Source organism: Sulfitobacter sp. TCYB15 (genome assembly GCF_040435955.1).
Lineage (GTDB): Bacteria > Pseudomonadota > Alphaproteobacteria > Rhodobacterales > Rhodobacteraceae > Sulfitobacter > Sulfitobacter pontiacus.
Window position 1 is genome coordinate 925,802 of sequence record NZ_CP159193.1, and the last position, 12,296, is coordinate 938,097.

12 protein-coding genes are annotated in these 12,296 nt (G+C 60.9%); 6 read left to right on the top strand and 6 right to left on the bottom strand.

Annotated features, from left to right (window positions below; all coding sequences use genetic code 11):
• Nucleotides 1–8: 8 nt before the first annotated feature.
• From ABM428_RS04440 to tldD, 6 genes are all read right to left on the bottom strand, one after another.
• Nucleotides 9–635: a 3-oxoacid CoA-transferase subunit B gene (locus ABM428_RS04440; RefSeq protein ID WP_132997117.1), complete on the bottom strand. Its 627-nt coding sequence runs from the start codon at nt 633–635 to the stop codon at nt 9–11.
• A complete protein-coding gene (locus ABM428_RS04445) occupies nt 635–1,330 on the bottom strand; it encodes a CoA transferase subunit A (RefSeq protein ID WP_005851680.1) in 696 nt (231 codons plus the stop codon). The genes ABM428_RS04440 and ABM428_RS04445 overlap by 1 nt, the downstream gene beginning before the upstream one ends.
• Nucleotides 1,331–1,533: 203 nt before the next feature.
• Nucleotides 1,534–2,106 (bottom strand): L,D-transpeptidase, encoded by a 573-nt coding sequence (locus ABM428_RS04450; RefSeq protein WP_005851682.1) that lies wholly within the window; start codon nt 2,104–2,106, stop codon nt 1,534–1,536.
• A gap of 102 nt (nt 2,107–2,208) precedes the next feature.
• Nucleotides 2,209–4,875: a type I DNA topoisomerase gene (topA, locus tag ABM428_RS04455; RefSeq protein WP_132997116.1), complete on the bottom strand. Its 2,667-nt coding sequence runs from the start codon at nt 4,873–4,875 to the stop codon at nt 2,209–2,211.
• Nucleotides 4,876–5,120: 245 nt separating this feature from the next.
• Nucleotides 5,121–6,260 carry a DNA-processing protein DprA gene (gene dprA, locus ABM428_RS04460; protein ID WP_353628199.1) on the bottom strand — a complete coding sequence of 380 codons (1,140 nt, stop codon included), beginning with the start codon at nt 6,258–6,260 and terminating at the stop codon, nt 5,121–5,123.
• 155 nt (nt 6,261–6,415) lie between these two features.
• Nucleotides 6,416–7,840, bottom strand: a complete 1,425-nt coding sequence (tldD, locus tag ABM428_RS04465) for a metalloprotease TldD (RefSeq protein WP_288959623.1) — start codon at nt 7,838–7,840, stop codon at nt 6,416–6,418.
• 179 nt (nt 7,841–8,019) lie between these two features.
• On the opposite strand from tldD, the gene coxB reads away from it, so the two are divergent.
• The 6 genes from coxB to ABM428_RS04495 all read left to right on the top strand — a co-directional run bounded on the left by coxB (nt 8,020) and on the right by ABM428_RS04495 (nt 12,294).
• Nucleotides 8,020–8,916 carry a cytochrome c oxidase subunit II gene (gene coxB, locus ABM428_RS04470; protein ID WP_005851687.1) on the top strand — a complete coding sequence of 299 codons (897 nt, stop codon included), beginning with the start codon at nt 8,020–8,022 and terminating at the stop codon, nt 8,914–8,916.
• Between the two features lie 63 nt (nt 8,917–8,979).
• On the top strand, nt 8,980–9,915 hold the full coding sequence (cyoE, locus tag ABM428_RS04475) for a heme o synthase (protein WP_005851689.1): 936 nt from the start codon (nt 8,980–8,982) through the stop codon (nt 9,913–9,915).
• The gene (locus tag ABM428_RS04480; protein ID WP_005851690.1) at nt 9,915–10,091 is read left to right on the top strand and encodes a hypothetical protein; all 177 of its coding nucleotides are present in this window, start codon (nt 9,915–9,917) and stop codon (nt 10,089–10,091) included. Before cyoE ends, ABM428_RS04480 begins: the two co-directional genes overlap by 1 nt.
• Entirely contained in the window at nt 10,091–10,666 is a 576-nt protein-coding gene (locus tag ABM428_RS04485) for a cytochrome c oxidase assembly protein (protein WP_005851692.1), read from the top strand. Before ABM428_RS04480 ends, ABM428_RS04485 begins: the two co-directional genes overlap by 1 nt.
• A gap of 23 nt (nt 10,667–10,689) precedes the next feature.
• Nucleotides 10,690–11,493: a cytochrome c oxidase subunit 3 gene (locus ABM428_RS04490; RefSeq protein ID WP_005851694.1), complete on the top strand. Its 804-nt coding sequence runs from the start codon at nt 10,690–10,692 to the stop codon at nt 11,491–11,493.
• A 120-nt stretch (nt 11,494–11,613) separates the two neighbouring features.
• Nucleotides 11,614–12,294 (top strand): SURF1 family protein, encoded by a 681-nt coding sequence (locus ABM428_RS04495; RefSeq protein WP_132997114.1) that lies wholly within the window; start codon nt 11,614–11,616, stop codon nt 12,292–12,294.
• The last annotated feature ends 2 nt before the right edge of the window (nt 12,295–12,296 follow it).

Below are 12,296 nucleotides of genomic sequence, written 5' to 3' on the forward strand. Positions count from 1 at the left end.
TCAGCAGATTAGACGATTGTCGCTTCGGTCGCGGCGCGCAGTTCGTCTTCCGTGACGCCATCCGCGCATTCAACGATCTTCAGCCCGCCTTCAACGACATCCAGCACACCCAGATTGGTGATGATCCGGTCGACAACGTTCTTGCCGGTCAGCGGCAGGGTGCATTCTTTCAGCACCTTGCTGTCGCCATGCTTGCTGGCGTGGTCCATGACCACCACAACGCGGCCCACGCCCGCGACCAGATCCATCGCGCCGCCCATGCCTTTGACCAGCTTTCCGGGGATCATCCAGTTGGCGAGGTCGCCGTTTTCAGCCACTTCCATCGCGCCCAGAATGGCCATGGCGATCTTGCCGCCGCGGATCATGCCGAAGGAGGTCGAGCTGTCGAAATACGAGGTGCGGTCCAGCTCGGTGATGGTCTGCTTGCCCGCGTTGATCAGGTCGGCGTCTTCCTCGCCGTCGATGGGGAAAGCCCCCATGCCCAACATGCCGTTTTCCGACTGCAAGGTCACATCCATCCCCTCGGGGATGTAGTTGGATACCAGCGTCGGAATCCCGATGCCAAGGTTCACATACCAACCGTCTTGCAGTTCCTGCGCGGCGCGTGCCGCCATTTGATTGCGATCCCAAGCCATTATGCCGTCCTCACTGTGCGCTGTTCGATGCGTTTCTCGTGATCACCCTGAATGATGCGGTGCACATAGATGCCGGGCAGGTGGATCGCGTCGCCGCCAAGGCTGCCACGGGGAACGATCTCTTCGACCTCGGCGATGCAGATCTTGCCACACATGGCCGCTGGCGGGTTGAAGTTGCGCGCAGTCTTGCGGAACACGAGGTTGCCAGTGTCATCCGCTTTCCACGCTTTGACAATCGCCAGATCCGCAACGATGCCGCGCTCAAGGATATAGGTCTCGCCGTCGAAATCCTTGTGCTCTTTGCCTTCGGCGATCACGGTGCCAACGCCGGTTTTGGTATAGAAACCGGGGATGCCCGCGCCGCCCGCACGCATACGTTCGGCCAAGGTGCCTTGCGGGTTGAATTCCAGCTCAAGCTCGCCGCCGAGATACTGGCGCATGAATTCCTTGTTCTCGCCGACGTAAGAGCTGATCATTTTCTTAACCTGCTTGGTCTGCAACAAGATACCGATGCCGAAATCATCTACGCCCGCATTGTTCGAGGCAAAGGTCAAATCCTTGGTGCCCGCGTCCCGGATCGCGTTCAGCAGCAGTTCGGGAATACCGCAAAGGCCAAAGCCCCCCGCTGCGATCAGCATGCCATCGTGCAGCACGCCTTCCAGCGCCTCGGCAGCGCTTCCATAGATTTTCTTCATTCCGGCTCCTTTCAAGAGAGGCTCACGGCCCTGTCGTATTATCGTTATACGACTTCTATGACGCGGCGTAACGAACGTGTCAAACCGCCGACGCTAATGTCAGCGGTACCAGTGGAGCTTGCCGGAAAATTCGGGGGAATGCGCGCCCACCCTGCATCGGGTGAGCAGCTGTCGTCGCGGGGTCAGTGCAGCCCGCTGCGAGGTCAGACGATGCGTACCTGCGTGCCGATGGGGGCAATCTGGTACAGCGCCTCGATCATGTGGTTGTAAAGCCCGATGCACCCGTCAGAGCTTTGCCGCCCGATCTTGCGCGTGTCATGGGTGCCGTGGATCAGATAGGCGGGCCAGCTGAGGTACATCGCATGGGTGCCAAGCGGGTTGTCCGGACCGGGCGGCATATACTTCAGATCGGGGTCGCGTTCGATCATGCTGGGGGTCGGTGTCCAGTCGGGCCCGACACGTTTGCGCACAATGCGGGTGTAGCCGCGTTTGGTCAGCTCGTCGCTGCGGGGCACGGAGGTCGGGTAAATCTTGTAGGTCTCGCCATCGCCGCCCCAATAGTGCAGCGCGCGGGAAGAGGTATCAGCCACGATCGCGGCTTTGCCCAATGTATCAAAGTGGTCCTGCCAGTTCTGGCTGGAAAATCCATTGGTGTTATGACGTACCGGTGCCGCGATCTCTGGCACCGGCGTCTGTGCGCGCAATAGGGCCGGCGTGAAAAGCGCCGCGCCCGCTGTCAGGATCAACCCGCGTCTTGAGAATGTCTGCTCTGCCATCTTTATGTCCTTCTACCGTGGCGATTGTCACAGGTAAAAGCAGCAAGGGCAGGGCGGGGCAACTCACATATATGTCATTTCATGAATATGTGAGTTGCGCTCTCACTCTTCCGGTGCAGCGGCCGATTTTGCGGGTGCCTTTTGGGCCGCTGGTTTCTTTGCGGGAGCCTTCTTGGCAGCCGTTTTCTTGGCCGGAGCCTTTTTCGCAGCGGTTTTCTTTGCTGCGGGCTTCTTGGTTGCGGCTTTGCGCTTGGCAGGGGATTTCGCCAGCTTTTCCTCGATCAGCTCAACCGCACGTTCCATGGTCAGATCGGCAGGCTCGACCTCTTTGGGGATGGTGGCGTTGACTTTCTCCCACTTCACATAAGGCCCGTATTTGCCTTCCATGATGTTGACCTCGCCGCCCAGATCAGGGTGTTCGCCCATCTCGCGGATCGGTTTTGCCGCTTTGCCACGCCCGCCACGGCTGGCGACTTTCTCGGCCAGCAACTGCACGGCGCGGTTCATGCCAACGGTGAACACCTCGTCCAGTGTTTCGAGGTTGGCATTGGTCCCGCCACGGTTCGACGTGCTGTCGGCGTGTTTGATATAGGGGCCGTAGCGCCCGATATTTGCCCAGACCATCACCCCATCTTCCGGGTGCGGGCCGATCTCACGCGGCAACGACAGCAGCATGACAGCGCGTTCCAGCTCCAGCTCTTCGGCGGGCCAGTCCTTGGGCACCGATTGACGCGGCGGTTTTTTGTTCTCTTCGGTGACGGGGCCGCGCTGCACATAGGGGCCGAAGCGCCCTTTGAACACGCGAATCTCGTCACCCATATCCTCGCCCAGCAGTTTGCCATCGGGCGGAATAGCCGAGGCTTCTGCCTCGGGGTCGGGCGGGCCGAAGGGGCGGGTATAGCGGCATTCAGGGTAGTTCGAACAGCCGATGAATGCGCCGCCGGACCGTGCCGTGCGCATGGACAAACGCCCGATCTCGCAGTTGGGGCACAGGCGCGGGTCGCTGCCATCCTCATTGGGCGGGAAGAGATGCGGCTCGAGTACCTCGTTGATCTTCTCCAACACCTCGGTGATGCGCAAATCGGCTGTTTCGGCAATCGCAGCCGAGAAATCCTGCCAGAACCGGCCCAGCACATCCTTATAGTCGGCATCCGCCGCGCTCACCTTATCAAGCTGGTTTTCCAGATCGGCGGTGAAGTCATAGCCCACATATTTGCGGAAGTAATTCTCGAGGAAGGCCGTCACCAAACGGCCCTTGTCCTCGGGGAACAGACGGTTGCCTTCCTTGCGAACGTATTCGCGGTCCTGAATGGTGGTGACAACGCTGGCGTAGGTCGACGGGCGCCCGATTCCCAGCTCTTCCATGCGCTTGACCAATGTCGCTTCAGTGTAGCGGGGGGGCGGCTGGGTAAAGTGCTGCTCTGGCGTGACGGCGCGTTTGTCCATCTTGTCGCCTTGGGTGATCTGCGGAAGGCGCTTGTCATCCTCGTCCACGACATCGTCGCGGCCTTCTTCGTAGACGCGCAGGAAGCCGTCGAATTTCACCACCTGGCCGGTGGCGCGCAGCCCGACCTGTTCGTCCTTGCTGCCGATCTCTACCGTGGTGCGTTCCAGACGCGCACTTTCCATCTGGCAGGCCAGCGTGCGCTTCCAGATCAAGTCGTACAGCTTGCGTTGATCCGGTTCGGTCAGTTTCAGCGCGTCGGCATCTTTGGTCATGTCGGTGGGGCGCACACATTCGTGCGCCTCTTGCGCGTTCTTGGCCTTGTTCTTGTAGATACGCGGCTCGGACGGGACATACTCCGCCCCGAACCGGTCCGAGATAGCGTCCCGTGCCATCGTGATCGCCTCGGGGGCCATGTCGATGCCGTCGGTCCGCATATAGGTGATGTGACCGGCTTCATAAAGACGCTGTGCTGTGCTCATGGTCTGGCGTGCGCCCATGCCGAACTTTCGGCTGGCTTCCTGCTGCAGGGTCGAGGTCATGAACGGGGCCGAGGGGTTGCGGCTCGCGGGTTTTGCCTCGACGCTGGTAACCGTCAGATCGCGGCTGGTGATCGCCTGTACGGCCATCTCGGCCTGGGTTTCATTGCCAAGATCAAAGCGGTCCAGCTTCTTACCGGCAAGCGTGACCAGACGGGCCTCGAACTCTTGCCCGCGCGGCGTGGCGACCAATGCCTTGACGCTCCAGTATTCGCGGTTGCGGAAGGCCTCGATCTCCATCTCGCGCTCGACGATCAGCCGCAGGGTGACCGACTGTACCCGCCCCGCCGACTTTGCACCGGGCAATTTGCGCCACAGGACGGGCGACAGGTTGAAGCCCACCAGATAATCCAGCGCGCGCCGGGCCAGATAGGCCTCTACCAGCGGCATATCGACCTGACGCGGGTTCGCCATCGCTTCGGTCACGGCCTTTTTGGTGATCTGGTTGAACACCACGCGGCTGACCGGCGTGTCCTTCTTGATCGACTTGCGCTTGGTCAGCGCCTCTTGCAGGTGCCAGCTGATCGCTTCGCCTTCGCGATCAGGGTCAGTCGCGAGGATCAATGCGTTGTCGTCTTTCAGCGCATCAGCGATGGCTTTGACGTGTTTCTTGCTTGCTGCGGCGACTTCCCAAGTCATGTCGAACCCGTTTTCCGGGTCGACCGATCCGTCTTTGGGCGGCAGATCGCGGACGTGGCCGTAGGACGCAAGCACGGTGTAATCACTGCCGAGATACGAGTTGATCGTTTTAGCTTTGGCAGGTGATTCGACGACGACAACTGGCATAAAATTCGGCACCTTGGATCAAATTAATTCGCGTGGCTTATGCTGTGACATGTGGCGTGAAGCGAAGTTTGTCAATCCGCAGAACAGCGCGCGCCCTTTGATACACGGGTTATAAAGCGCCTTTTCGGGGGTGTTTCACGGTGCAATCCGGCCGCGGTTCCGGCTTCCAGATGGTCTAAATCCCGGGGGCGCTTTGGAGGTTCTCCAAAGCGGGGGCTGGCCCCCGATCTGCGGCCGCGTCACGCTCAGTCCGCGCGGGATACCAGCCCGCCTGCATGGCGCAGGATATGCCCGTTCAGCTCAAGCTCGACCAGAACAGGTGTGGCGATCCCCGGTGCGACCGCCAGATCGCGCAACAGCTGGTCTTCGGCAACGGGGCTGGGGCCAAGGCGTGACAATATATCGGTGTGCAGCGCTGCAATGTCGCGCTGGGGCGCGGGGGCGGCTGCTGTTGAAATGGGCGGGTAGGTGGCGGGAGTCTTTGCCGGCCCCAGTTGATCCATCACATCTGCGGCATTGCGCACCAGCGCCGCCCCGTCACGGATCAGCATGTTGCAGCCCGCGGCACGGGCATCGAAGGGGTGGCCGGGCACGGCAAGCACCTCTCGCCCCTGATCCAGCGCGTCACGGGCGGTAATCAGGCTGCCGGATTTCGCCGCCGCTTCGACCACGACCGTGGCGCGGCTTAGCCCTGCGATGATCCTGTTGCGGCTGGGGAAATGCCGCGCCATCGGTTGCAGCCCCATCGGTTGTTCCGAAATGCGCAGCCCTTGGGCCGCGATATCTTGGGCAAGCGTCGTATTCTCTACCGGATAGATCACATCGACGCCCCCCGCTTGCACCGCGATTGTGCCGGATTCGAGCGTCGCCAGATGCGCCGCGGCATCAATCCCCCGCGCCAATCCCGAGACGACCGTAAACCCCGCCACACCCAAGCCGGATGCCAAGGCGCGGGCCATGCGCGTCCCGAGCGATGAGGCGTTTCGCGGGCCCACAATCGACACCAAGGGGCGGTGCAGCAGCTCGATATCTCCGATTGCCCATAGAAACGGGGGGGCGTCGTCAAGCTCTGCCAGATGAGGGGGGTAGGCTGCGCAATCATGGGCAATCAAGCGCGCGTTCGCGGCCTTTGCCGCGCGCAGCTCTGCGTGCACGACATCCTCGGGGCAGATGCGATAGTCTTTCACACCTGCGGCGCGGGCGACGTCGTGCAACGCCTCAAGCGCGGCGCATGCGGTGCCGTATTCGCGCAGCATGCGGTAATAGGTGACAACGCCGACACGGCGCGAGCGCAACAGACGAAGCCGCGCAAAGCTGTCGTCTTCCAGGGTGGGTGGGACCAAGGGGGGCGTGGAAGAGGAAGGAGTGTTGTTCCTGTCAGTCATCCCGCGTCTCCGTCCGTTGCATCACCAGCTTTAGGCAAAGCTGCTTAACGAAACGTGAACGGCGAAGGTATAATCCGAACTACTAATCTTCTTCGGTGTGCGATCGGGTATCGGATCACCGAAGCACCTGGGTGCACTCCGGTAATCCGGTGTGCTCAGGCGGCAGCGGCACCGCCAACGGTCAGGCCGCCGATCATCAATGTCGGCTGTCCAACGCCCACGGGCACCCATTGGCCCGCCTTGCCGCAGTTGCCCATGCCCGGATCCAGCGCGGGATCATTGCCGATGGCGCGGATCTGTTGCAGCGCCGTGGCCCCGTCGCCGATCAGCGTGGCCCCTTTGACGGGGTCCCCGACCACGCCATTGCGCACACGGTAAGCTTCGGTGCAGGAGAAAACGAATTTGCCGTTGGTGATATCCACCTGCCCGCCGCCAAAACCGACCGCATAGATGCCGTCCTTGAGGTCCGCGACGATATCACCGGGGGCCACGTCGCCGCCCAGCATATAGGTGTTGGTCATGCGCGGCATCGGGGTGTGGGCATAGGATTCGCGGCGGCCATTGCCGGTTGGGGCCACGCCCATCAGCCGGGCGTTCTGCCGGTCCTGCATATAGCCTACCAGCACACCGTCCTCGATCAGCACATTCTTGGCCGAGGGCGTGCCCTCGTCATCAACAGAGATAGACCCGCGCCGGTCGGGCAGGGTGCCATCATCCAGCACCGTCACGCCTTTGGCGGCGATGCGTTGGCCCATGAGGCCGGCAAAGGCGCTTGAGCCCTTGCGGTTGAAATCTCCTTCCAATCCATGACCGATGGCCTCGTGCAGCAAGATTCCGGGCCAGCCGGGGCCAAGCACAACATCCATGACGCCCGCAGGCGCGGGCACGGCACGCAGGTTGACGCAGGCGATGCGCAGGGCTTCGCGCGTTTTGGCCTGCCAGTCGGCAGGGTCCAGCAGCCCGTCCAGCCTGACACGCCCGCCGCCACCGGCGGTCCCGCTTTCGCGGCGGCCATCCTGTTCGACAATGACCGATACGTTCACCCGCGTCATCGGGCGCACATCGCGGACGGATGCCCCTTCGGGGCGCAGAATCTCGACCTCCTGGATAGAGGCAGAGATAGAGGCAGAAACCTGCACGACACGCGCATCAAGGCTGCGGGCGAAATCGTCGATCTCGCGCAGGGTGTCGACCTTGACGGGAAAGGCCGCGCCCGCGATCGGATCTTCGTCAGTATAGAGCTTTTGATTGGTCGCGGCTGGCGCATCCGCCCATGTGCCGCCCCCCGCACCCACGGCCAGCCGTGCTGTCTCGCTTGCGCGGCGCAGGGCGGCTTCGGTGATCTCGGTCGAGTGGGCATAGCCAGAGACATCGCCCCGCACCGCCCGCAAGCCAAAGCCTTCGGAGGCATCGTAGCTGGCCGTTTTCAGCCGCCCGTCGTCAAACACCAACCCTTCAGACCGCCGGCGTTCGAAAAACAGTTCCCCGTCGTCGGCACCTGCCACAGCGTCGCGCAGGATGGACAGCGCGGCGTCACGGTCAAGCTGCGCCTCAAAGGGGTTAAAAGGCGGCTGGCTCATAAAAATGTTCCCTGAATCGTGTCATAAAAATCGCTTCGCGTCCGTTTGACGCAAGCAGAAGTCTTTATCTTGAAGTTAGAATATGATTGTAAGCGTACAGATTACAACGGGACAGCTGCCTCCAATTGCGGGGTGCTGCTGGGATTCGCTTATCAATGGTCACAAGATCAGGACGACATATGAAACATCTTCTCTCTTTTTCGGGTCTCATGGCCGCTTTTTCCGCCGTGCCAGCAATGGCGCAGGAAAACCTTCGCATCGACGGGCTGGAAATCATTGGTGAGCCGGTAGACGGCAAGATGGGCTTTCAGCCAGCCGTGACCCGCGTCGCGCAAGACATCCACGATCTGGACCACCTGATCCTGATCATCATCACCTTGATCACCATCTTCGTGACCGGTCTGATCCTTTGGGTGGCGATCCGCTATAACCGCAAACGCAACCCCGTTGCCGCATCCTTCACACACCACACGCCGGTTGAAATCCTCTGGACCGTCGCACCGATCGTGATTCTGGTGCTGATCGGGGCCTATTCGCTGCCGATCCTGTTCCGTCAGCAGGAAATCCCGCAGGCCGACCTGACCATCAAAGCGACCGGCAACCAGTGGTACTGGTCCTATGAATATGTCGACGAGGGCTTTGGCTTTGACAGCTACATGATCGGTGCACCGGCTGTTGGCGGCGAAAACCGTAAAACACCTGAAGTGATCGCGCAGCTTGAAGCAGCCGGCTATACCGAGCAGCAGTTCCTGCTGGCGACCGATACCGCCGTTGTGATCCCTGTCGGTCAGACCATCGTTGTTCAGGTCACCGGTTCCGACGTGATCCACTCCTGGGCGATGCCCGCCTTCGGTGTGAAACAGGACGCCGTGCCCGGCCGTCTGGCGGAAACATGGTTCACCGCCGAGAAAGAAGGCGTGTACTTCGGTCAGTGTTCCGAGCTGTGCGGCAACGCCCACGCCTATATGCCGATCACTGTGAAAGTCGTCTCGGAAGAGGCCTATGCCGAGTGGCTTGGCAACGCGAAAGAAGAGTATGCGGGCATCCCGCAGACTCTGACCGTTGCGTCCAAGTAAGGCACAATTGCTGATGCGGGGTGCGCGAGGCGCGCCCCGGGTTCCTTTTGTATGAGAGATCGCATGACAGATACCAGCACGACACCTGCGGGCGAGTATGAGGCGCAGTTCGGCGATTATTTCGCCCTGATGAAGCCGCGCGTCATGCAGTTGGTGGTATTTACCGCACTTGTTGGCATGCTCGCCGCGCCCGAGTCTGTGCACCCCGTGATCGGCTTTGCCTCGATCCTGTTTGTCGCCATCGGGGCAGGGGCCTCGGGGGCGCTGAACATGTGGTGGGACGCAGACATCGACGCGATCATGCGCCGGACCCAAGGCCGCCCGATCCCGTCGGGGCGCGTCCAGCCGGGCGAAGCGCTGGCGATCGGTGTGGCGCTGTCGGGTATGTCTGTCGTCATGCTGGGGCTGGCGGCCAACCTGCTGGCCGCGGGTATGCTGCTGTTCACGATCCTCTTCTACGCCGTTTTCTATTCCATGTGGCTTAAGCGTGCGACGCCGCAGAACATCGTCATCGGCGGTGCTGCGGGGGCGTTCCCGCCCGTGATCGGCTGGATCATCGCCACCGGCAGCTTCTCGGTCGAGGCATGGCTGATGTTCGCGCTGATCTTCATGTGGACCCCGCCGCACTTCTGGGCCTTGGCGCTGTTCATGCGCAATGACTATGACGACGCGAAGGTGCCGATGCTGACCGTGACCCACGGCCGCCGCTCCACCCGTCGTCATATTCTGGCCTATACTGTTTTGCTGGTCATTCTGGCGGTCGGCACCGGCTTCACCTCGATCGGCGGGCCAATCTATCTGGCGACCGCGGGCGTGCTGAACCTGTTGTTCCTGATCGGGGCCTTCCGCATCTGGCAGCGTGATGAAGATGACAGCGAAGCCGATGATTTCCGCGTAGAACGCAAGTTCTTCCGCCTGTCGCTATGGTATCTCTTCTTGCACTTCGGTGCCATTCTGCTTGAGGCCACCCTGCGGGGCTACGGTTTGGGAGGCTGGTAATGGGCATTCGCGCCGAACACGAGATTCACACACGCCGCCGCGGGCGCAACCTTGGCGTCGGTCTGCTGCTGGCCGCCTTCGTCGTGCTGGTCATGGCGCTGACCTTTGTCAAAATCACCAACATCGATTTCAACGATCTGCCCGGTGGTGAGCTTCAAACACAGGAGAGCAACTGATGGCCCTGTCCGGACCCGCGAAGACTGTGGTGCAAACCGTCTCTGTCGTCATCCTGATGGGGGGGCTGGCCTGGGCATCGGTACCGTTCTACGACTGGTTCTGCCGCGTCACCGGCTTTGGCGGGACGCCGGGACAGGTCGCCGGAGCCGAGGGCGAGGTGCTGGATCAGACGATCAAGGTGCGTTTCGACGGCAGCTTGAACGAAGACATGCCGTGGGAATTCAAACCCGTCGTCAACGAGATGGAACTGCGCATCGGCGAGACCGGGCTGGCGTTCTACGAGGCCTATAACCCAACCGATCACCCCGTCGCGGGGCAGGCGTCCTACAACGTGACGCCCTATGCCGCCGGGGCCTTCTTTGAAAAGATCGAATGTTTCTGCTTTACTGAACAGGTGCTCGCCCCCGGTGAGCGTGTTCAAATGCCCGTCAGCTTCTTTGTTGACCCCGAAATCGTCGAAGACCGTGATGGCAAGTATGTACATACGATCACACTGTCTTATACGTTCTATGAAATTGACCTGCCCGAGGACTATGAAGCCCCCGATCAGGACAGCGAGACAAACCTGAATTAAGAAAAAGGTGAGGGACTGAACCAATGGCCCATGAAAAGAACCATGACTATCACATTCTGCCGCCGTCCACATGGCCATTGCTCAGCTCCATCGCCGGCTGTGTCATGCTGGTTGGTGGTGTCTTCTGGATGCACGATGTAACCCCCTTCGTCTTCTTGGGTGGTCTGGTTGCCGTTCTGTACTGCATGTTCGGATGGTGGTCCGAGGTTGTTGCTGAAAGCCACGTCGGCGATCACACCAACGTCGTGCGCATCGGTCTGCGCTATGGCTTCATCCTGTTCATCATGTCCGAAGTGATGTTCTTTGTGGCGTGGTTCTGGACCTTCTTCAAAGAAGCCCTGTACCCGATGGATGAATTCCCGGGCTCCACATATGTGCAGCCGGATATCATCCCTGTTGACGCCTTCCACCTGCCACTGATCAACACGCTGATCCTGCTGCTGTCGGGCTGCGCTGTCACATGGGCACATCACGCGCTGGTACATGAAAACAACCGCAAAGACCTGATCGCCGGCCTGTCCATCGCGATCGTTCTGGGCATGCTGTTCACCGCGTTCCAGGCCTATGAATATTATGAACTGCTGGCCCATGACGACTGGACCTTCGGCGGCGACCTGTTCTTCTCCAGCTTCTTCATGGCGACAGGCTTCCACGGTTTCCACGTTGTGATCGGCACGATCTTCCTTGCGGTCTGCCTGTTCCGCGCGATGAAAGGCCACTTTACCCAAGAGCAGCACGTAGGCTTCGAAGCCGCTGCCTGGTACTGGCACTTTGTTGATGTGGTCTGGCTGTTCCTCTTCTTCGCCGTCTACATGTGGGGCATCTAAGCCCGCAGTCGGCTTGCAAACCGGGCCGCAATCACTAAAAGCAACAGGCGCGCGAGGGGGACCTTGCGCGCCTTTGCATTGCCGCCACCCGTCCACGGGTGCCAACCTCAAGAGAGCTTTATGCGTCGTACGCTATTCCTGCTGATTGTCGGCCTTGGCGGGGCTGCTATCCTGATCTGGCTGGGCGTTTGGCAGATCCAGCGGCTGGCGTGGAAAGAGGCGATCATCGCCGACATCAACACCCGCATCGCCGCCGCCCCCGTTGACCTGCCCCCTACCGTCAACGCCGAGGATGACGCCTATCTGCCCGTCGCGGTGACCGGCTCCTTCGACGCAGGCGAGGTGCATGTGCTTGTGTCCCAGAAAGACGTCGGCGCAGGCTACCGCGTCATCGCGCCTTTCACGCTAGAGGATGGCCGCCGCATCATGGTCGACCGCGGCTTTGTCCTGACGACGGACAAGGACGCCCCCCGCGCATTGGGCCCCGCGACGGTGACGGGCAATCTGCAATGGCCGCGCGAAACCGATAGCTTCACCCCAGAGGCCGACCTGAAGGGCAACATCTGGTTCGCCCGCGATGTGCCGGATATGGCGCAAACGCTTGGCACCGAACCCGTTCTTCTGGTTGCGCGCAGCAGCACGCCTCAGCCAGCGGGGATCAGCCCGTTGCCCGTCGATACCGCCCGTATTCCCAACGACCACTTGCAATATGCCATCACTTGGTTCTCTCTTGCCGCGATCTGGCTTGGGATGAGCCTGTTCTTCTTGCGCCGCCGCCGCGCGCCCAAAACCGAAAGCTGACC